Consider the following 20,731-nt stretch of genomic DNA (forward strand, 5'->3'; position numbering starts at 1 on the left):
TCGCACGCGCCTAGCGCTTCCATTCGAGGACGAGTTCGTCCTCCGTTTCGTCGAGGTTTCCCGAAAGGGAAATCAGGTTGACCTGAAACGACTGCAGGTCGAAGTCCATGCCCGTGATCGCCTCGATCGTGCTGCGCCGGACGACCAGCCGCCCCGGCGCGTCGATCTTGACCATCGCCGGCATGCGGTGCACGACGGCATGAGGGTTGTCCGCCTCGATCGCCTCGATCAGTGGACGTGTTTCATCATTTGTTTGCAGTGCCAAAAATACGGTGCTCTGTACGGTGTTCATCGACTGTGTCCTTTCAGGTGGCTAGTCCGATCTTCGTGAGCCGCGCCGCCAGTTTCGCGCGCGCTTCGTCGAGGGCCGGCGCCGCGTCCTCGAAATACATGAGCCGTGCGAGCGGCGCGAGCGCTTGCGTCGCGCGTTCGGTCCAGTCGTGTGTCCAGCCCGCGATGAGCGCGGCGTTCTGCGGCGATTCGGCCACGGCGGTCTTGACGAAGGCATCGACCCACTTGACGCTTTCGGCAAACCAGTCGTCCATGAACTCGGTCAGCATCGCGACGACCGAGCCGCCGCTTTGCGACAGCTCGCTGCCGAAGCGGCCATAGACGAGCGGATAAACGAGGCCGTCGAGCACGAGGTTCTGCGCGACGAACAGCTCGAACCAGTCCTTGACGACGAGCGACTGCTCGGCCAGCTTGCGCAGCGGCTGCCAGGTCGGATCGTTGATCCAGCTATCCTTGGCGAGCTTGAGCGACTCGCCCGTGTTGCCGTCGATCAGCAGGCCGATGCGCGTCAGGTATTGGCCAATGGCAAGCCGGTCCACCATCGCGAACGTGGTCGCCTGCGTGATGGCCGCCCCCCATCCATAGGCCGAGATGTGGCAGTTGTTCAGGTTCGCCGCGTACTCGAGATGGCGCAGCGGCAGCAGGATCGCCTTGATACGCCGCACCAGGCCCTTTGGCAACACGGCCAGCGCCGCGTGTTTCTCGACGAACTCGAAGTTCTTTTCGGCCGTCTCCTGAAGCTTCGAGCGATTGAGCACGTACGCGCCGTAATAGAACTGGCGCGGATCCTTGAACGCGTACCAGTCTTTCATCTCGACTGCGGTACGGCGACGGTCGTACAGTTCGCGTTCGGCATCCCAGAGCGGACGGTAATGAAAGTTGCAGTCCGACTGAAGGTCGAACGTCGCCTCCTGGTAGCGCGACGCGGGCTTGTCCGAGCCCAGCCGGCGCGCGACGTGACTAAACGTCTGACGCACGGGCGTGATGCTCGCGGTCCTGATTTCGACTGACATAATGGGGTCTCCGGGTAAGGACGAGATGGACAAGCTGGCTTAGTGCGGGGCCGCGACCAAAGGCGCGGGCGACGGCAAGACAACCTCGACGCCTTGCTGCGCGCAGAATTCGCGGAACGCATGGACCGGCAGGATCAGCTCAACCGAAAGCTCGGGATCGCCCGCCGAATAGCTGAACTCGATAAAACCATCGGGACGTACGCGCAACGGGCGAATGAAACGCCGCGTCACGTCGAACGACGGGCCGTGATGTCCGGCCGCTTGTCGCGCTGCCATAAAGCTGTCTCCTGATTTTTTTCGAATCATCGCGGCCCTTCGTTCAGGCCGTCGCCCGTTCGATGATTTCAGTCACCGTCGCGGGGCAAGCACGATAACGCAATCAGTGTGCCAGGCTCGCCGTCGATCGGGTCCGTCGCGCCGCGGCGTGCGTGAAGGCACGCCGCGGGCGCACCATTTCGTACTGCTAGCTGCGTAAACTTAGGGGTTTTCACGAGGACGCATGACAGCGAGATCTGCGCCGTGCAGACGCATCGCGATTGAGTAATTTCAGACAGTCTGAAACACATCCGCACGCCACCATTCGATAAATCTATTTAACGCGGCGCAGGCACGGCTTCGCAGGCGAACCGGCCTTCATAGCACGACTCGCGCGCGAGCGATCAGCGGGATTTCCCCAGCCACGGGCATTCGCGAAGCGCGCTTGCGCCGGTGTATCCTCGTGCCGTGCGCACGGGCCGAACGAACCCGTGCTTCACAAGTAACGTTCCGTTTCCCGCCGATGGAGAGGTTGATTGTCCAAACCGAAAGATACGTCCCGACCGGCGCCGGAAGGCGTGCCACTCGTCAGCCCCGAGCAATTGCCAGTGGACGCGAACAGGTACCCCGACATCGCCGACCTGGCGGCCCAACTGCGTTTCTCGCCGCAAAGCGGACACATCTGGCTTCACAACAAACGCATGCTGCTGATTCATGCGGAAGCGCTGGGCGTGCTGCGCCGCGAGCTCATCGAAACTTTTGGCATCGAAAGCGCCCGCGGGCTCATGACACGCATGGGCTATTACGCGGGTTCGCGCGACGCCGAGATCGCCAGGCAGATCCGCGACAAGGAGAGCGTGCGCGACATTTTCCTGGTCGGGCCGCAGTTGCACGGGCTCGAAGGCATTGTGCAGGTCGAGACCGTGCGGCTCGACATCGACGTCGCGCGCGGCCGCTTCTATGGGGAGTTCGTCTGGAGTGCGGCCAGCGAGGACGAGGAGCATATCCGCTACTACGGCATCGGCAAGGATGCGGCCTGCTGGATGCAGATCGGTTATGCGTCGGGCTATGCGACTGAGTTCATGGGCCGTCCCGTGTTGTTTCGCGAAACCGAATGTCGCGCGATGGCGCACGCCCGATGCAGACTGATCGGCAAGCCGGTCGAAGAATGGGAAGATGGCGAAGACGATTTGCGATATCTACAAGTCGAGGCATTTACCAAGGGCAGGATGGCTGGCGGCAAAAATGCGCCGTCGCCGTCCACCGGCGCAGGTGCGCCTTCGGTGCTGCCAACCGCATTCGGCGACGCCGACATGGTCGGCGCCTCACCAGGATTCAACGCGGCCTGCCACATGATCAACCGCGTGGCTTCGACCCAGGCCACCGTGCTGTTTCTCGGCGAGAGCGGCGTGGGCAAGGAGGTATTCGCGCGCGCGCTGCACCGCGTCAGTCCGCGTCGGGACAAACCATTCATCGCCCTCAACTGCGCGGCTATTCCCGAACAACTCGTCGAATCGGAGTTGTTCGGGGCGGAGAAAGGCGCCTTCACCGGCTCGACCAGTACGCGCCTCGGCCGCTTCGAGCGCGCCGACGGCGGCACGCTATTTCTCGACGAAATCGGTATTCTGAGCCTCGGCGCGCAGGGCAAGCTGCTGCGCGCGTTGCAGCAGGGCGAAGTAGAGCGCTTGGGCGACCTGCAGACGCGTCGCGTGGATGTCCGTGTGATCGCCGCAACCAACGTGAATCTGCGTGACGAGGTGAAGGCTGGACGGTTTCGCGAGGACTTGTTCTTCCGCCTCAATGTGTTTCCTATCCACGTCCCGTCGCTGCGCGAACGACGCGAAGATGTGCCGTTGCTGATGCACTATTTCTTGCGCAAGTTCACGCAACGCCACGGCCTCAACATCACGGGCTTCACGAGCCGTGCGATCCAGGCCATGCTGAACTACGACTGGCCCGGCAACATACGCGAGCTGGAAAACATGGTCGAGCGCGGCGTGATTCTCGGCACGGAAGGCGGCGCGATCGACGTCGGGCATCTCTTTACGAGCGGCGAAAAGTTCGACTCGCAGCCGTTCCAGCTCGACAGCAGCGGAAAGCTGAAGATCGCTGACGACCTGAGCGCCGAGCCCGTGTCCGGCGAGCCGACGCTGATCGAACGCGTCAGCAACCGCGTGAGCCAACTGCTTGGCGACACGGGCAACGACGAAAACATCGTGCCGCTAGAGGAAATCGAGGATGCGCTCGTGCAGAAAGCGCTGCAGCGCGCGGGCGGAAACGTGTCGGCGGCGGCGCGCTTGCTCGGCATCACGCGCTCGCAACTCGTCTACCGGCTGAAGATGCGCGGCATCACGATTTCGGGAGGCTGATAAGCGGTACGTCGGCTCTGTTGCAGTAAGGTGTTCCGTTGCGTCGCCACGGCCCCGCATTCGCGGGACCGTGGATCAGGGCCAGTTTAGGGCGTGCTTCGAGAGATTCACTGCCCAACCGGCCGCACCAGCAACTGATTGCTCACCGATGTCACCCCAGGCATACCTTGCGCCGTGCGCAGGGCAAGCTGCACTTGCGACTGCTCCGGCACCCATCCGCCCAGCACAACCGCGCCGTCGCGTGCTCGCACCGCGATCCCAGACGCGGCCAGACCCTTCGTACGGGCAAGCGCGCGCTGCACCGCTTTGCGTAACAGTTTGTCCGCAGCGCGTTTCGCGCTCGCGCCCGAAGCAGTGCTCGCTATCGGCGTCGACGGCGCCGCGCCCCCGCCCTGCGCGTGCGCGCCGAGCGCAATCAGCGCGACCAGCGCACCGCACGCAAACCTTGAAACTCGACCGATTTTCACTATTCGTTCTCCTCTCGACCACGACATGGGTTACTTTCCTTGCGTCAGAACACGTGCAGAAGGCCGAAGTTCGCAACGGTCTGCCGGCCTCCCGAGGCTTGTCCGGGAGCCATCAAGATCCATGCTGGACCTCCCGAGGCTTGCTGGAAAACAAGGTTCGAGTAGAGGCTCGTGCGTTTGGAAAGCGAATAGGTCAGCGAAACCGTTTCCTGATTGGCCTTCTGATTCTTCAGGACGTCATTGCCCTTCATGTACTGGTAGGCGATATTCGCATGCAGGAACGGCGAAACCGTCCACGTCACGTCGCCCTCGTAGACCGCGACCCGCGCGCCGTTCGCGGTGTTCTGGGTGTTCGTGTACATCGTCGCCAGCTCGACCGGACCCACGACCCATGAAGCGGCAAGTCCCATGTTGCGGATGCCGTCATTGCCGTTGTTTATCTCCGGGTATTTGACGAAGGTATACGCCCCGTTGAGCGCGACAGTGCCGATGTGATAGTTGATCCCGAAGCTCTTGCCGCTGTCCTGACCGAAGGCGCCGGGCTGGCCGCCGAAGCTGTATTGCGCACCGACCGACAAACCAGCGATTGTCGGGCTCACGTATTTGACCGAGTTCCCGATCGGCACGCCAAGGGCGCGGTCGAAATCGAATGAGTTATTGCCCGGAGGCCCCGGAATGTTGAGCCCCGAAAACGAACCCTGGCGCAGGCTCACCGAGCTGACAAAGGGAAACGCGGGGCCCCAATGATCGACGACCAGCGAATAAAACATGAAGTCGATCTGGTTGCCGGCCGTCAGCGTGCCCCACTTGTCGTCACGAAGACCCACGTATGTTTCGTGGCCGAACAGCCCGTTGATCGACGCACCGTTGTTCATGTTGAACATGCCCTCCAGCTTGAATATCGCCTTCAGGCCACCACCCAGATCTTCCGTTCCGCGGAAGCCGAACAGATTCGGGGCCGCCGTACCCGGGTCGGCCAGCCAGTTGCTATGGCCCCCCACGTTCGATACATACATCACCCCAGTATCGATTATCCCGTAGATCTCCACGCTGCTTTGAGCATGAGCGTTTGCAGCCAACGCCAAACTAATCAGCATTCCATAACGCTTTATATTCACTACCGTCTCCTTCATCCCCATCATCGGTTACGAGAACATACTGGGGCTGTCACACCGCCCTCGATTAACTTGGGGGGCGCCCTGCCCCTTGCAAATTCATTTCACGGTCGACGCGCCTCTCGCACCCGGCCGTCGCGGCCCGTTCGCGGGAAGATCGACCTCACCTGCATCGTAGGAGTGACGCTCGCGCCGCACACTCCCGTAGCTACGGTCTTTGTCCCGCCAGTACAAAAAGTGCAATTGCGCTCCTCGCACCGTGGGCACGCCGGCGAAGCCAGGCGCAACGCCGGTGAGGCGTCCCACGGGGCAGGCAGCTACGCTTCGTCTTTTGCCAGCGCCGCGTAACGTCCGCGGTGAAACAACAGCGGACGTTCCGCTTCAGCCGGGCCACTCAGCCGCAGCACGCGCCCGACCAGGATCAGGTGGTCGCCGCCGTTGTATCGATGCTCGACTGCGCATTCGAAGGTCGCCGCCATGCCGGGCAACACGGGTACGCCGCCTGTGCCGCTCGCCCAGGCAAGTTCGCCGAACTTGTTGGTCGAGGCGCGGGAAAAGCGCTCGGAAAGTCCACGATGGGCGGCGTCGAGTACATGCACGGCGAAGTGATTTGCTGTGACGAAAGATTCAAAGCTGTGCGCGCTGCGCGCCAGACTCCACAACACCAGCGGTGGCGCAAGCGACACCGTATTGAAGCTGCTGGCGGTCACGCCTACGGGTTCCTCGTGCGCATCGAGGGTGGTCACGATGGTGACGCCCGTGGCGAAACAACCAAACGCGCGACGCAGCATCAGGGGGTCAATGGTCGTGGCCCCGTCATCGGCCCGGGCGCTCATGCCGTCTGGACGAACGAGTCGAGAAAGCCGTCCGCCTCAGTCGCGTCGAAATACCAGGGAGCTAGCCCCTTGGGGTCATCGAAGGCATTTGCGACACGCGCGGCGACTTCCGGATTGCCCCCGCAGGCGCCAAAAATCTTGAGTAGATGAGGCGGCGGCGGCAACAGATGGGCGTTGGTGAAGCGCGTCACCCATTGGGCGTAATCCCAGTAGGTCTCGAAGGTGGCCTGCATCCACGCCTCGTCGAAGGCTGCCATGTCGCGAGCAGCAATGGCTTCGAGATAGACCATCGCACACTTGCTGGCGTTGTTGGATCCCTGTCCGGTGATCGGATCGTTGAGCACCAGCACATCCGCCATGCCCATGACGGCGCGCCCCGATGGCAAGCGTCCCACCGGCTTGCGCACCGTCGGCGTGATGCGGCCGACCAGAGTGCCGAGATCGTCGGTCAAGCGCAGGCCGGCACATCGTTCGGCTTCCCACGGAAAGTAGGTGTGTATCAATTCGATGGCGAGTTCGAGGTGCTTCGCAGGCGTAGACGCCACGTCCCACCGATCCATCGGGCCGCCCGGAATGCACTCCAGGTTGATGATGTCGCAAGGACCACTAATGGTTAATGCCGGGAAGTTGACATACTCGCCAATGCCCGGATTGATGCTGATGTTGAGCGCCGAATAGTCTGCACGCGGCTTCATGCCGTGCACATAGGTGAGCGAGATGGTGCGCTGCGGCCGGTCGAACACGCTGCGTTCGTCGTCGAGTTCGAACAGCCTGCCAATCTCGCCCTTGCCACTGGAGACGACTACGAGATCGGACTGTGCCGCATGGCGCTCGATCGCATCGACATCGACTTCGTCGATCAGCAGGCGACCGCCGCGGCGTTCGAATTCGCGCATCCACGCCGGCATCTTGATACGCTGGTCCACCGACTGGCCCGGCGCGCGCATCGGCGAACGCCAGTCGATCATGAGATCGCCGTCGCCGCCGCCGGCGCGCATGTGCACGCCGCTGATAGGCCCACACTCGCTGTCCCACATCGCCAGGCCGAGCGCGCGTTCGTAGCCGACGGCCATGTCGTACATCGACTGGCTGGACATTACGCGGCCGCAGGCAATCTGGTCAGCGCTGCGGTTCGAGACGATCGTGACGTCGAAGTCTCTTGCAAGGAGGCCGATGCCCAACTGCAGGCCTCCCTGGCCTGCGCCGATGATGGTGATCTTTCGCATTTGTCTCAGCTCCGTCCTGGATGGATAGTGTGTCTTCCTTGTCGAAGACGCGACCAATTTGACAGAGACACAAAGTGAGGACTATGCGCAGGCTGCAGCGGCTATGCAGAGATTGCAAGAATATGAGCGGCGCGGCACAAGACGATCGCGAGGCAACAGGGCTGTATTGTCGCGAACCCTGCTCATCGAGACCGCGTCAGCGTCTCGTTGGGCGACTCTCCATAGCGGCGCCGATAGTCGCCGGCGAACCGGCCAAGCTGAAAGAAGCCCCAGCGGGTGGCAATCTCGGTCACGCTGGTCGCCCCGGCGGGATTGAGCAGGTCGTCGCGGACGCGGTCCATGCGCAGATCGCGCAGGTAGCGCATCGGACTGATGCCGAGAGATTTGCGGAAACCGTCGTACAACGCGCGCCCGCTCACGCCGACGTGCTGCGCGAGCATGTCAACCGTGACAGGTTGCTCTGCGCAGGCGCGCAGGTACTCTTGCGCCTTGCGCACATGACGTGGCAGAACCGTGCAGCAGGATTGGCGCGGCGCGGCGGCGTAACTTCGGGGCAGCCAGTTTAGCGCGGTCGTCATCAGCAACTGTTCGATATCGCTGCGAACCAGCGGCTCGTTGGTCAATGACGGGGTTCGTCGCAGTTCGGTGAACATGTGGCGCGCGGTGTTGACCCATGCCCGGACCTTCGGCGAATCGAGTTCGGCGATAGGAAGGAAGCCCAGTGCCTTGGCGGCGTCGTGTCCCGCCACCGTCGCGGCATGCTGCTCTAACGCCGTGCGCTCGATGCGCACGACGAACTTGGTGCAGTCCGCGCTCCAGTCCATGCCCAGGCCGCTGTCCGGTCCGTGGATGGAAACGTGACGCGCGTCGCACGGCAGCTCGGCGCCGTCGACGCGCAGGATGTCATGGCCGGACACCGGCACCTGCACCAGAAAGAAGGACCGCGCCGAGGCGGGGGCAATGCGGACCTCAGCACCGTAGCGCATCTCGCTGAAGCTTACTGCGTCGAGCGGTTGATAGACGTGCAGGTAGTCGAGCCGTTCGCTGCCGCGCACCTGCTCCAACCGATGGTCGCAATAGATGCCCGCGACGATTTTGCAGGTCTCGTCAATACCGGATGAACGGTACGTGACAGGTTGCCGGTCGGCCTCGTGTTCTTGCCCCACGCCTGTAGCCCTCGAATCTGTTCGCAGCCCGCCCTTATCCGGCCTTCTCGCCGGTCGCGTCCAAGGGGCATCGTCACCCTCGTCGCTTTCAGCGCGCCAGCGTTTCCGAGGGGCTCTCGCCGAACCAGCGCTTGTAGTCAGTAGTGAAGTGCCCGAGATGACAGAATCCCCACTGATAGGCCACCGCCGTCACCGTGGTCCGTCCCGGTTCCGATCGCATCAGTTGCTCGCGCACCCGTTGGAGGCGGATGTCCTTGACCAGTAGCATCGGCGATGTGTTGCGGTACTTTCGGAAACCGGTGTAGAGCGAACTGGTGCTCACACCGGCGTGCGCGGCGATGTCACCCACGGTAATCGGCTCGTGCGCGTGTTCCTCGACAAACAGTTCGGCCCGCCGCACGAAGGCCGGCGTGATGGTGCGCGGCTCCTCGAGAAACGCCTCCGACTGGTTGCTGCGCTGACACCCTAGCAGCATGGTCACGATCATCTGCTCGATTTGAGCCGTAAGCAGCGGCGACGCGGAAGGTTCTTCGCCGTCCAGGTAGTCGATCAACCAGGAGATGGTCCGCATCCAGCGCTTGCCGGCAAGCGAGTCGAGCGGCATGGCGGTCTCGAACTCGATCCGGCGTTGCACACCGCGACCGAGGTGCTGGCCGCACTGTCGCTCCAGCAGATCGCGGTCCACCCTCAAGATGAGCTTCTCCGTGTTCGCGCCGTGACGGATCCGGATTGGACGTTGGGCGTTGAGAACGCTGCCGACGGTCGACGACGTGTAAGTGGCCTCGCCGCTACTGTCGATGCACTCGCCCCCGCGCAACGGCATCTGCACGAGATAGAAGGTGTCGAACTGGCTGGGGATTATCGTGACCTCGCCACCGTAGCTCATCCGGCCGATGCCAATGCCTCCGAGACTTCGGTAGTACATGCGCGCGTCCACCGGGCTGTGCGCATCCAGGCTCGACAGTTCATTCTCGCAGAACACGCGCGCTCCCCAGAGCCGCGCCTCCTCGATGTCTCGCGTCTGGAAGCGCTCGAAGCTGTGCATCGCACAAGGGTCTTCGTGGCCGGCGTTCCGTCCATGTAGTTCCACACTAGTCTCCTACATCATCTTTGCCGAATACCAACCCACGCACGTTTCGAAACACCCGCGCCCAAATGCTTCTGGGTGCCGTGCGGGACACGGGCGTGCCTGCCGTAGCGATCGACAGGCTTCGACCCCAAAAAATTTCGGTTCCCGCGCCAGCGGTCGGTTCAGGGACCGGTGAGCGGCCGCACGGAGGCGGATACGGGACGAACTGGGAGCGTTCGGTCGAGTGCGATCCGCAGACTGACTCGAGCCATGAGCCGTTGCCAGCCGAACCCCTTGAAATATCTCGATATTTTATGAATTATCGGGAATTCAACCATAAGTGTTTTTACCATGCAAGATATTGAGATAAGATGTCGAGACTTTCATGACCAGGCTGGAGCCTTGAGGAGACGTGGACATGCCCCTCGCGCACACGCCGCCGACCGTCGATTCCGACGAAGAACCGCTTCCTTTGTCCGAGGATGGCAAGGCAGCCCGGTCGTTGATCGAGTCGGCGTACCTGCGGCTTCGTCGCGACATCATTGAGGGGCGCCACCCAGCCGGTGAGAAGCTCAGGGTCGAACATCTCAAAGACATGTACCAGACGAGTGCCGGTACGCTGCGCGAAGCGCTGGCGTTGCTGGTGTCGGACTCACTGGTCGTGTCCCAGGCCCAGCGCGGATTCCGCGTTGCGCCAATGTCGCTCGAAGATCTGGCCGACATCACGAGAACTCGAACCTTGCTGGAGTGCGAAGCGCTGCGGGAGTCCATCCGGCAAGGCGACGATGAATGGGAAGCGCGAATCGTGAGCACCTACCACCGGCTGTCGCTGGCGGAAGCCCGGCTGACAAGCCAAGTCGCCGGCACATTCGATGAGTGGGAAGAACGCAACCAGGCGTTCCATGAAGCCTTGGTATCCGCGTGCTCCTCCCGCTGGATCCTCCGCTTGCGGGCACTGCTGTATCAGCAGTCGCGCCGCTACCGCCGGATTTCTGCGGTTCGTCCCGTGGTATTGCAAGTCGTGCATGAGCAGCACCGGGCAATTTACGAAGCCGCATTGAGCCGCGACATCGAGCGCGCCGATCAGGTATTGAGCGAGCATCTCCAGTTGGCTGCCTCGGCAATTCGCGAAAAAGACCTCTCGAAGTAGGTCGCCGGAGCCGCTGCCCGCGAGCGCCCGGGAAGGTTTCGCCTGCGAAGCGGGAAGTGTTCGACCTGCTGATCGAGGGCAACGCATCCAAAGCTATCGGCGCGGAATTGAACGACGTCAGATGAAATGCGCGCTCAACCTCTTAGCGTGACAGGAAGTCCAATACCATCCTGTTGAACTTTTCCGCATGCTCCCACTGCACCCAATGACCACACCGGTTGAACATGTGGAACTCTGCGTCCTGCAATCCGGATAGCAGACACAATCCGATGTCATAGGGCACAAATCGATCCTCTCTACCCCAGACGATCAGTGTCGGAGCCTCGATCTCCGGCAATCGCGGTTGATAGTCCGTGAACTGCCTGGGGTTTGCTGCCATACTCGACACCCAATTTTCAAGGTGGTGCTTGTTGGCTTGCATGTTATTGACACGCTGTTGCAGCAGGTCATCGGTCAGTGCCGATGGGTCAAAAACAAACACATTCATCATGCGTTTGACGTTTTCCAGCGTAGGCTCTCGATAAACGAAATTCAGTAGCTTGATCCCTTCTGTCGGCTGGGGAACGAACGTGCTGGGCCCACCGGTACCGCCACCCATGCAGACCAGCCGATGAACGCGATCTGGATTGGCAAGCACGAAGGCCGTAGCCGAATGCGCTCCCATCGAGTTTCCGATCAAACTGATTTTATCGATTTGAATCTGATCCAGAACCGCGCGAACGACTTGACCGTTAAATTCCGAGCGCGAACCCTGGGCAATCACAACCGGATCACTCTTTCCGAATCCCGGAACATTGATGAGTAGAACGCGATATCCGGCACCGGCAAACGCATCAATATTTCGATGATAATTAGCCCATCCGGTTGCCCCTGGGCCTGAGCCATGAAGCATGACCACGACAGGATCCTCAGCGCACCCCACGTCGTTATAGTGCACCTTGTAGTCGATATCATGCACTCGGACCACAACCTCACGGCTGGTCTGCGCCTCATTGAAAAGAAAACTCATATCTGATCTCACATCGAAGTCATATGGCAGGACGTTGGCGACATATCGCCTCGGCACGATTCTAAATACTCATACCGCCGTCCACAGAGAGTGTGGAACCTGTGACATATTTGGCTTGATCAGACAGCATCCACAAAACCACTTTGCCAACTTCGTGCGGTTGACCAATTCTGCGCATAGGAATCATTTCGTCCAGTAGATGCACGTCTCCGCCGGTCGAGCGCATGTAATTAGGGGTTTCGGTGGCCCCTGGACAAATAGCATTGACGCGAATATTGGATTTCGCGTACTCCTTGGCTACGGCTTTGGTCAACCCTACCACCGCGTGTTTGGAAGCGACGTAATGGGCGATCCCCTCCACGCCACGAAGTCCGAAGATTGATGCGTTGTTGACAATGGAACCGCCACCCGAGCGAAGCATCGCTTCAACCTGATACTTCACACCATAGTAGACACCCTTGAAGTTCAGGTCGATCACCCATTCCGCTTCTTCAATCGGCGTTTCATGGATGGGATGGAATTCGCCATGACCGCCCGCATTGTTGAACGCGAAGTCGAGACGACCGAAGCGGGATTCGACGAATGCCACCAGAGATTCGTTATCTTCTCGCGAGGCTGCATCCGCGATATAAATTTCGGCGCTCCCGCCCTGGGAGACGATGCGCTCGCGAGCCGAACGCAATTTATCTTCTGTGCGCCCCGCCAGAACTACGGTGGCACCCTCTCGCGCCAATTCCAGCGCCGCGGCCATGCCCATACCGGAGCCGCCACCCGTGATAAGTCCAACTTTATCTTTCATCAACATCCAATATCCCCTTCCGTGTTTCTGCCCGCATCACTTAAGCGGCTTTGGCCTCAACCAGGTTTTTTGATTCGCCGCCGGGAATGCGACTTTCATGCACCAGATTACGCCGCAAAACAACTGCCTGCCCGCCATGCGTTTTACCGTTGATCCATGCGGAGAGCGACGAATCCATATAGTCCGCGTGCCCCGGAAACCAGTCCATCAGGGATTGTGCAAGCCGATGAACAGCGCCCAACCCGATCTGGCCAATAGCGGCTAACTGATGGACCTGAAACACCGAGGCAAGAACCTCATCGTGCTGATCGCGATGGCATTTGGAATATACGTCAGGAAATGCCGTTTTCTCCATCCACTCGTGCTCAAGATCGAAGTGGGAAATCAGATGCGCTTCCACCGCTGCAAGAGCGGCCAGAGCGGTTTCCGCCGTACTGTTCCGCAACGCCATTACGATGTGCACGAACTCCCGGTGCTCATCATCCATCGGCCCGTGGCCGAGAAGCAGGCCATCATTCCATTCCAGCCTTTCGATACGCATGGTCGTTCGCTGTGCGTGGTGCGCGTGATGATTGCTCGATTGCGGATTGCTCATTCTGACTCCCCACTCCCGTTCTCGATGGGCGATTACTTGCGCGGAACGCCGAGAAGGATCGAAGCCATCACGGCAGGTTGCGCGCTGCGATTGCGCCAAGCGTGCCTTGTGCCATTCTGGATCACGATGTCACCCGCCCGAAGATCACGTGTTTCACCGTCATCGAGTTCAAGCGTCAATTCGCCGGCGAGGATGATGTCGTAGTCAACCGAATCGGTGATGTGAAATCCCGAACCGTCGGGCTCGAAGCATTCGGCGAGACCCGGCAGCACGTTCGCGTATTCGGCACCAGCGGCCGCCCCGTCGAAACCGGGGCCCGCCGTCACTGCGTCGGGCGGAAATTGCACGATCATGAACCGCGAACCATTTAACGCGGGCAGCACTGAAGCAGACTGACCAACTGGATCACCGCCCGTATGCGGCAAGACGCCCGACGGATTGGTTGCCCATACCTGTGTGGTCTTGAATCCAGGCACCGCGACGAATTCATGACCTTGCGCTTCACCGTCAAGGAGGATCACAGATTTACCGTTTTGTTGACCCGTTACAACACGACGCACCATCTTCGCACTCCCAATTACTGCGTGATAACTACATTGACGAAACCGCCCGCACGCTTTTCTGCGTCGCTCAGCGCTTCGTTTGCCTGATCCAGCGTGTATGTGTGGTTTTCGAAGACGGATACGTCGAGCGTACCTGCTTCGATCATGTTCACCAGATCCTGGCCTTCACCAACCGTGAACCAAAGCGAACCGATGACCGACAGGGCCGAACACATCATTTCGTGCATGTTGATCGGCACTTCATTGATCTGTGCGCCTATTTCCACGAGGCGACCGCCGCGGCGCAGGCACCCAAATGCGTCCTTCGTCACTTGCATGTTGGCCGTACTTGGGGCGATTGCGTCCACCACTGCGTCGGCACCAACGCCGCCCGTCTGCTCCTTGGCCCATGCAGCCATGTCGCCCGAACCGGATACGAACGTGGAGATTCGCCGGGGATCGATATCCTTTACACGGGCCAGCGTTTCTTCGTTGCGTGCAACGACCAGGATTTTGGCTGCGCCCATAGCTCGTGCGATCAGCGTAGCGCCTAGACCCAGCGTACCCGTACCGCCGATGATAAGAACATTTTTACCGCCAGCAACACCGGCCTTGCGCAGACCCGCGTATGCCGTGCCCAGATAGCCGAAACGTGCGCCGGTTTCGAAGCTGACTTCATTGCCAAGCTTCACCAGACCATCTGCCGGTGCCGTAGCGTATTGACTGAAGCCACCATACGGATAGTGTTCGTAGACCTTCTTCGACTTCGGACCAAAGCCAAAGTAGCCCTGGAACGTATAGGCTTCGCAGAAAATGGTTTCGCCAACGCGGCATGCGTGGCACGAACCGCAGGAGCGCCCCGGATTAATGTATACGCGATCACCGACCTTGACGCCTGTCACTGCGTCACCGACTTCGGCCACGACGCCCGCTGCGTCCAGGCCGAAAATTGCCGGGAGATCGGGCAGCGTCAAATATGCCTTGTCATTTGCATAGTTGCTGATGACGTTGCGCAGATTCGGAACCACACCTGATGCTTTCAGCCGAACGATCACATCCGTGGGACGCTGAAGTTTCGGATATGGAATGGTCTCGATGGTGAAGTTGCCCGAGGCGTCGTGAACGCGCGCAGCGCGCATCGTTTGATTGTTGCTCATTTCCGTGTCTTCTTTATAGAGTTACTGACGCACAAAGCGTCACTGCCCTTGGTTTTTGCCCGAGCCGATGATGGCTACTTTGAGCTTCTCTGTCATATTCATTACTCGATGAAAGTGGCGCGAACGCTGCCCAGACCTTCGATAATTGCGGTGTAAGTGCCAGGCTCGGTGACTGCAACCATGGGACCCAATGCGCCGGTCAATACCACGTCACCAGCACGCAGCGGCGTACCCAGTGCGGCCATACGATCGGCAAGCCATACTGCAGCATTCAACGGATTGCCCAGGCAGGCTGCGCCGCTACCCGTGGATAGAACTTCACCGCCCGATTCGAGCCGCATCGCGCAAGTGGCGAGATCGATTTGCGACAGCGGAACCGGACGCGAGCCCACTACGAAAGCCGCAGAACTGGCGTTGTCCGCGACGGTATCCACGAACTTGATGTCCCAATTCTGAATTCGGCTATCCACGACTTCCAGCGCGGCCACTGCGTAGTCCGTGGCACCGATCAGATCGGCAAACGTATGGCGCTCGCGAGTGAGATCACGATTCAGCACCAGTGCGATCTCGGCCTCAACTTTCGGCTGAATCAATCTCGAAAGCGGGATCGGCTGTGCGTCGCCGTACGCCATGGAGGCAAACAGCGCACCGAAATCTGGCTGATCCACACCCAACTGCCTCTGCACCGCCAGCGATGTCAGACCGATCTTGCGACCGACGATTCGCTCACCCTGTGCTACCCGCGCATCCACGTTGATCTGCTGCACCGCATAGGCAGACTGCATGTCATCCAGTGCAATTTCACCGCGCACCGGGGCGATAACTTGACGGCTAATTTCGGCATCCTTAAGACGTGCCGCGATAGCCTTCTGTTTTTCCTGCTGCATCCGTGCCCTCCTCAGGCGTTAGGCGATGCGTGCATGCACGCGAATCCCGCGATCCATTCAGGAATAGCCCGATAGAAGTCGATCTCTGCCGTGTAGTCGCCGAACGCAGACAACGCAGCAAAGGCCGCAACCCAAGTGCGAATCTCGTGCGCACTCTTGCCTGCGTCCCTCGATACATCCTCATTACTCAACCGATCAACGGCCAGCAAATCGTTTTGCATCATCTTCAGGAATGCCATATCCCACTCAGGATTCAGCGCACGCATGTTCGGGGTCGCTCCTGAGGTGAACGCCCTGGCTGCGCTGATCACCCGCTCCTGTCTGGCATTGCGTGCTTCAGGGCCGAGATTGCGCCCGGTGTAAATCAGGCGATCTGAAATCTCCTGAGTAGCGCCCTTCAACTCGGGAATCGGCGGCTCATGCGATATGCCACCCGAACCCAGGATCAGCACACGTTTCCCGGTCGATTTCAGAAACTCGCCAATGGCCTGACCCATCATGCGGGACCGGCGAAGCGTTGACATAGGCGGTGCCACCGAATTGATGAACACCGGAATCACTGGGTAGTAATCGAGTCCACCTGTGACTTGTTCCAATGCCTGCGCTGCGCCGTGATCCACCGACATACGATAGGAAATCGCCATATCGATATCGCGGCTCAGGACATACTCGACCATTGCGCGCGCTTCTTCTGCCGGAACCGGAAGCGTCCCCGCCAGGCTTTTGTAGTCGCCAATGGCCTCGGCCCTCGCGCCGATACAGAAGCTGGGCATCAACTCATAGAAAAATCCGTTGTAGTGATCGGGAGCAAACACGACCACCAGCTCGGGATCGAAGGCGCGAACACGCTCCCGCGAGGCAGCATTGATCCTGGCAACTTCGGCAACCACCTCCGGCTCAGGATCGAAGTACCCATGCAAAGGCGTATGGGAAAGGCACTCAAGAACAGCTGGCATACCTGGGCCTTAAACGCGTTTGAAAGTCAGACGGGCAACGCGGGCTTCCGGCGTACCGGCTTCCAGCTTGTGTGTAGTCAACGACAACTGATCGCCGTTCAGTTCTGCATAGCGTTTCTGCTCGCCGCCTACCCAGTTCGGAAACAGGGAGTGTTTGACCTTGTGCGTCACGACGTTGCCCTCAACCTCCCAGTCACCTGCGTACGTCAGATACGTGTTGTAGGCCCCGGCCTTTTCCGCATCCGATGCGTTCCATTGGCCTCCGGTCGTGAAGTTCGCCCTGTCCTTCCTGGTAATGGCACAGAACATGCCGTTCGGACCATACTCCATGAATCCTTCGAGTTCCTGACCCATCGGATAGGTGACTCGACCATCGTCAAAGATTTGTTCCCAGGCGAGGATGTGCCAACGGCCCTTAACATCGAGATTTTCCATGCTGTTGCTGGCTCCCCGTTAGTTGTTGATCAAAAAATTCGAAACCAGCTGCGAAAACTCCGCAGCCTTTTCAATTTGCACCCAGTGGCCGCACTCGCCGTACGTGTGCAGTTCGGCATGTGGGAGCAGACGAACCATGCGCTCCGACCATTCGACCGGGATCACCTGATCGTTCAAGCCGTGAATGAGCAACGTCTTTTTTGTGATCGACTTCAAGTCGGATTCCGCAAGGGCCAGCATCTCCACGCCGTTTTGTCTCGGCGCCGGAAACAGACGGGCGAATCGCTCCTGTACGTCGGCACGAATCGAGGCTTCGTAGCGCATGCGAACCAGGTCTTCGGTAATGATCGAATGATCGTAGGCGAACACTTCCATCAATCCCTTCATGGCTTCCAGGCTCGGCGTATAGCCCCAAACCTTTTCAAGCCCTTCACTGATTGGAGCACTGATACCCGCCGCACCCATCAGAACCAGACGATTCACGCACTCCGGATGTGCCTTGGCCAGTGCCAACGCGATGGCACCGCCAAAGCTGTTGCCCACCACGGACACCCGGTCGATCTTCAGTGCGTCGAGCAGGGAGATCAGCGACTGCACCCACGTGGCAGGCGTCAGCGCCATATCGGGGGGGCACGTCGTGTAGCCAAACCCCAGCATATCGGGAGCGATAACCCGTGCCTTCTGGCTCAGCGTGGGAATGATGCCGCGCCAGTTGGCCCATGCGGTAACGCCGGGACCCGATCCGTGGATGAGCAGAATCGGTTCGCCTTGACCTTGATCGTGATAATTCAGCGTGAACTCACCAAGTTCAATCTGATTCGCAATTTCTGGGCTCACGGTAATGTTCATCTTCAATCCTTCGTATTTTGCTTTAGCTGCGTTTGATTCTCCGGGAGAACAACAGGCGCTCGCAAACCTTCAGCAGCCAGATCCCTCAGAATTTGTCGTGCTTCTTCACGCTTGTGATCGGGAAGCCACGTACGATCATGGCCCCACAGGCTCATGCCCTTCAGTTCCTCAGCTTCCCAATCCGGTCCCACCGTCCGAGTGGCCCAGCCGAGTTCGAACATCCAGCCATCGGGGTTCTTCAGATAGAACGAGGTGGCGTGATCGTTGATATGGCGACCCAAAGTCACTCCGATCGAATCTGGATTGGGCAATGCCATGTCGTAAGCCCTGCCCACATCGTCAAAGTCGTTGTATTCCAGCATCAGGTGATAGATCTTTGCCGGTTGACCCGTATGAGCAATGCCAATCGTGTGATGCCTGGGATTGCAGTGCAGAAACTCGACCTTGAACGGCTTGTACGTGTAATCGGTGAGGTTCATGCCCAGCACGTTGCGATACAGATTCGAAAGCGCTTCGAAGTGCTCGGTAATCAATGCCACATGGCCCAAGCCCATCTTGCCGGTGCGAAAGCCACCGATAGGACGGCCGGGCTTGAATTCAGTCGATGCATCCTTCAAGCCATAGGCAATTTCCAGCCTGAGGCCGTCGTTGTCCACGAAGTGCACCATGTCCTGCACACCCCGAAATTCGATTTCCTCAGCCGTACCCGGCGTGGTTGTGTAGCCCGCGGCGTCCAGTGCCTTCATGCAGGCCTGCATGGTCGAGGCATCCGGCACTTCAAAGCCCATGCCCATGGTCGGCTCGCCGCTCGTTGCAGTGACGACGAATCGCTGGATCTTTTGGTCCGCGCGAATGCGCATGGTCTTGCCAGCTTCGAGGACTTCAACCTGCATGCCGATGTGGTTTGTCACCTGATCGACCCATGCCTGCATGTGCGGCGTCTGCACCACGATGTAACTCAGCGCGTTAATCATCTCTGTTCAATCCCAATAGAAGCAATTTACAGGTCGGTCACGGGGCCAGGACGTGCTCCGGCAGCAGCCCATCACCCCCTTCAACAAAAGGCCATCAGGGGCGGGCAATACGGCCCAAAACGCTCTCCAGCAAGATCCCAATCGCCAGAAGGCGTCGATCCGAACTCCGCGGGCCATCGAACTCCATCCCCACAGGCAGACCTGAACGGGAACCCCGGCCCACAGGCAGATTCAATCCAGGCAGCCCGGCACTGGCCATCGGTTCGGTGTTTTGAATCAGGCGCCGGAAGTTCTCCTCCTCATAAATGCTGTCATCGGCTACGGGTGCCACGCAGGCGGTCGTGGGGAACATCAGCGCATCCAGCTGATGTTGCTCGAACAGTTCGGTGTAGCGAGCGCGCAAGGCATCTCGTCCGCCGCCAGCCTTTTGCGCCTGTTCGTACATGGGGGCGACATCCACGAGTTCGCCTTGTGCATTCGGGAACTTCCCGGGCAGCACCCAGTTTTCATAAATCCACTTTACGTCTGGGCTATCAATGTTCTTCGCCAGCTTTTCAATGGTCATCGTGTGACCATTGTCTTTCAGGTATTGCTCCATGCTGGAGCGCGACTCGCCAACCACGGCCTGGAAGCCAACGGAATTGTTCAACTCCATCAATCCTGTACGCCCCAGATCAATGAAGGTCACGCCCAACTGAGTGAGCCTGGTAATTACCGATTCCGCTACCTCGCGCGTATCTTGATCGAGGTTTTCCCAGAACTCAGTGGGGAGCCCCAACCGCAGTTCACTGAGTTTGACGGTGGGCATTGCGTAATCGTCGGTGATTACGCCGTCAAGCAACGCTACATCGTGCATGTTTAATGCCATGGGGCCGACCGTATCCCGGGTCCTGGCTATCGGAATCACACCCAGACCCGAGTAACGACCCCATGTCGGACGCAGCGACGCCACGCCATTCAAGGCCGGGGGAATACGCATCGAACCACCCGTGTCAGTACCCAGCGCTCCGAGTGCCATACGTGCGCCCAAAGCGGCAGCCGAGCCCGAGGATGAACCACCAGCAATCTTCGACTGGTCGTATGCGTTACGAACTCCGCGACCCGAACTGGTATTGAATGCCCCGTTATACCCCGTAGCGCCATAGGCCAGCTCGTGCATGTTCGTCTTACCCAACACGATGGCCCCGGCTTCACGCAGTTTGCGCAATGCCGGCGCATCCGTGACAGGGACGAACTTCTCGAAAGCGGGGCTACCCGCAGTACAACGAAGACCCGCGCTATGAATGTTGTCCTTCACCACGATAGGGATACCGCTCAGCGGCCCCATGGATTTCCCCATCTGCCGAGCCTGATCTGCCGCCGCAGCCGCCTTCAATGCACCTTCGGCATCAACGGTAACGAACGCATTCAGGTCTTTACCTGAGGCAATGCGTTCCAGGCATGCCAACACCAGTTGCGTACTTGTCATCGAACCGTTGTGAAAAGCCCGCGCCGCGTCTGCCATCGTAAAATCGACGAGCGGCTGATCCTTATCGTTCTTCATAGGGTGAGTCCTTGCTGCTAACTATCGT

Annotated in this window: 22 protein-coding genes; 2 read left to right on the forward strand and 20 right to left on the reverse strand. The window is 59.6% G+C overall.

Annotated elements, in window-relative coordinates; all coding sequences use genetic code 11:
* Nucleotides 1-10: 10 nt before the first annotated feature.
* The 3 genes from HV773_RS13610 to HV773_RS13620 are packed head-to-tail and all read right to left on the reverse strand — an operon-like array spanning nucleotide 11 to nucleotide 1,580.
* Nucleotides 11-292 carry an MmoB/DmpM family protein gene (locus tag HV773_RS13610; protein WP_129563655.1) on the reverse strand — a complete coding sequence of 94 codons (282 nt, stop codon included), beginning with the start codon at nucleotides 290-292 and terminating at the stop codon, nucleotides 11-13.
* Between the two features lie 13 nt (nucleotides 293-305).
* The gene (locus tag HV773_RS13615; RefSeq protein ID WP_129563656.1) at nucleotides 306-1,304 is read right to left on the reverse strand and encodes an aromatic/alkene monooxygenase hydroxylase subunit beta; all 999 of its coding nucleotides are present in this window, start codon (nucleotides 1,302-1,304) and stop codon (nucleotides 306-308) included.
* Nucleotides 1,305-1,343: 39 nt separating this feature from the next.
* Nucleotides 1,344-1,580 carry a phenol hydroxylase subunit gene (locus HV773_RS13620; protein ID WP_129563657.1) on the reverse strand — a complete coding sequence of 79 codons (237 nt, stop codon included), beginning with the start codon at nucleotides 1,578-1,580 and terminating at the stop codon, nucleotides 1,344-1,346.
* 515 nt (nucleotides 1,581-2,095) lie between these two features.
* Here HV773_RS13620 and HV773_RS13625 point away from each other — a divergent pair.
* A complete protein-coding gene (locus tag HV773_RS13625; RefSeq protein WP_343052349.1) occupies nucleotides 2,096-3,928 on the forward strand; it encodes a sigma-54-dependent Fis family transcriptional regulator in 1,833 nt (610 codons plus the stop codon).
* Nucleotides 3,929-4,035: 107 nt separating this feature from the next.
* Here HV773_RS13625 and HV773_RS13630 read toward each other — a convergent pair whose 3' ends face one another.
* The 6 genes from HV773_RS13630 to HV773_RS13655 form a co-directional block, all read right to left on the reverse strand.
* A complete protein-coding gene (locus HV773_RS13630) occupies nucleotides 4,036-4,395 on the reverse strand; it encodes a BON domain-containing protein (protein WP_227875497.1) in 360 nt (119 codons plus the stop codon).
* Nucleotides 4,396-4,439: 44 nt separating this feature from the next.
* A complete protein-coding gene (locus tag HV773_RS13635) occupies nucleotides 4,440-5,528 on the reverse strand; it encodes a porin (RefSeq protein WP_174220093.1) in 1,089 nt (362 codons plus the stop codon).
* Between the two features lie 299 nt (nucleotides 5,529-5,827).
* Entirely contained in the window at nucleotides 5,828-6,346 is a 519-nt protein-coding gene (locus HV773_RS13640; RefSeq protein ID WP_129563659.1) for a flavin reductase family protein, read from the reverse strand.
* Entirely contained in the window at nucleotides 6,343-7,572 is a 1,230-nt protein-coding gene (locus tag HV773_RS13645) for a styrene monooxygenase/indole monooxygenase family protein (protein WP_129563660.1), read from the reverse strand. Before HV773_RS13645 ends, HV773_RS13640 begins: the two co-directional genes overlap by 4 nt.
* 182 nt (nucleotides 7,573-7,754) lie before the next feature.
* Entirely contained in the window at nucleotides 7,755-8,738 is a 984-nt protein-coding gene (locus HV773_RS13650; RefSeq protein WP_129563661.1) for an AraC family transcriptional regulator, read from the reverse strand.
* Nucleotides 8,739-8,826: 88 nt separating this feature from the next.
* A complete protein-coding gene (locus HV773_RS13655; RefSeq protein WP_227875498.1) occupies nucleotides 8,827-9,828 on the reverse strand; it encodes an AraC family transcriptional regulator in 1,002 nt (333 codons plus the stop codon).
* Between the two features lie 397 nt (nucleotides 9,829-10,225).
* On the opposite strand from HV773_RS13655, the gene HV773_RS13660 reads away from it, so the two are divergent.
* A complete protein-coding gene (locus tag HV773_RS13660) occupies nucleotides 10,226-10,957 on the forward strand; it encodes an FCD domain-containing protein (protein WP_129563662.1) in 732 nt (243 codons plus the stop codon).
* 142 nt (nucleotides 10,958-11,099) lie between these two features.
* Here the strand turns inward: HV773_RS13660 and HV773_RS13665 are convergent, their stop codons facing one another.
* The 11 genes from HV773_RS13665 to iaaH form a co-directional block, all read right to left on the reverse strand.
* Complete coding sequence (locus tag HV773_RS13665; protein WP_129563663.1) at nucleotides 11,100-11,966, reverse strand: alpha/beta fold hydrolase; 867 nt, start codon at nucleotides 11,964-11,966, stop codon at nucleotides 11,100-11,102.
* Nucleotides 11,967-12,027: 61 nt separating this feature from the next.
* Complete coding sequence (locus tag HV773_RS13670) at nucleotides 12,028-12,771, reverse strand: SDR family NAD(P)-dependent oxidoreductase (RefSeq protein WP_129563664.1); 744 nt, start codon at nucleotides 12,769-12,771, stop codon at nucleotides 12,028-12,030.
* A 34-nt stretch (nucleotides 12,772-12,805) separates the two neighbouring features.
* On the reverse strand, nucleotides 12,806-13,360 hold the full coding sequence (locus HV773_RS13675; protein ID WP_227875499.1) for a hemerythrin domain-containing protein: 555 nt from the start codon (nucleotides 13,358-13,360) through the stop codon (nucleotides 12,806-12,808).
* Nucleotides 13,361-13,392: 32 nt separating this feature from the next.
* The gene (locus HV773_RS13680; RefSeq protein ID WP_129563665.1) at nucleotides 13,393-13,923 is read right to left on the reverse strand and encodes a cupin domain-containing protein; all 531 of its coding nucleotides are present in this window, start codon (nucleotides 13,921-13,923) and stop codon (nucleotides 13,393-13,395) included.
* Between the two features lie 14 nt (nucleotides 13,924-13,937).
* The gene (locus tag HV773_RS13685) at nucleotides 13,938-15,059 is read right to left on the reverse strand and encodes an alcohol dehydrogenase catalytic domain-containing protein (RefSeq protein WP_217481911.1); all 1,122 of its coding nucleotides are present in this window, start codon (nucleotides 15,057-15,059) and stop codon (nucleotides 13,938-13,940) included.
* Between the two features lie 101 nt (nucleotides 15,060-15,160).
* Nucleotides 15,161-15,946: a 2-keto-4-pentenoate hydratase gene (gene mhpD, locus HV773_RS13690; RefSeq protein ID WP_129563666.1), complete on the reverse strand. Its 786-nt coding sequence runs from the start codon at nucleotides 15,944-15,946 to the stop codon at nucleotides 15,161-15,163.
* Between the two features lie 11 nt (nucleotides 15,947-15,957).
* Entirely contained in the window at nucleotides 15,958-16,902 is a 945-nt protein-coding gene (locus HV773_RS13695; RefSeq protein WP_129563667.1) for a 3-carboxyethylcatechol 2,3-dioxygenase, read from the reverse strand.
* 9 nt (nucleotides 16,903-16,911) lie between these two features.
* Nucleotides 16,912-17,337, reverse strand: a complete 426-nt coding sequence (locus tag HV773_RS13700) for a lipocalin-like domain-containing protein (RefSeq protein WP_129563668.1) — start codon at nucleotides 17,335-17,337, stop codon at nucleotides 16,912-16,914.
* Between the two features lie 18 nt (nucleotides 17,338-17,355).
* Nucleotides 17,356-18,186 (reverse strand): alpha/beta fold hydrolase, encoded by an 831-nt coding sequence (locus HV773_RS13705; RefSeq protein ID WP_129563669.1) that lies wholly within the window; start codon nucleotides 18,184-18,186, stop codon nucleotides 17,356-17,358.
* A gap of 2 nt (nucleotides 18,187-18,188) precedes the next feature.
* The gene (locus tag HV773_RS13710; RefSeq protein ID WP_129563670.1) at nucleotides 18,189-19,160 is read right to left on the reverse strand and encodes a VOC family protein; all 972 of its coding nucleotides are present in this window, start codon (nucleotides 19,158-19,160) and stop codon (nucleotides 18,189-18,191) included.
* A gap of 94 nt (nucleotides 19,161-19,254) precedes the next feature.
* The gene (iaaH, locus tag HV773_RS13715) at nucleotides 19,255-20,703 is read right to left on the reverse strand and encodes an indoleacetamide hydrolase (RefSeq protein ID WP_129563671.1); all 1,449 of its coding nucleotides are present in this window, start codon (nucleotides 20,701-20,703) and stop codon (nucleotides 19,255-19,257) included.
* Nucleotides 20,704-20,731 lie beyond the last annotated feature (28 nt).

Source organism: Paraburkholderia caffeinitolerans, assembly GCF_902859945.1.
Classification (GTDB): domain Bacteria; phylum Pseudomonadota; class Gammaproteobacteria; order Burkholderiales; family Burkholderiaceae; genus Paraburkholderia; species Paraburkholderia caffeinitolerans.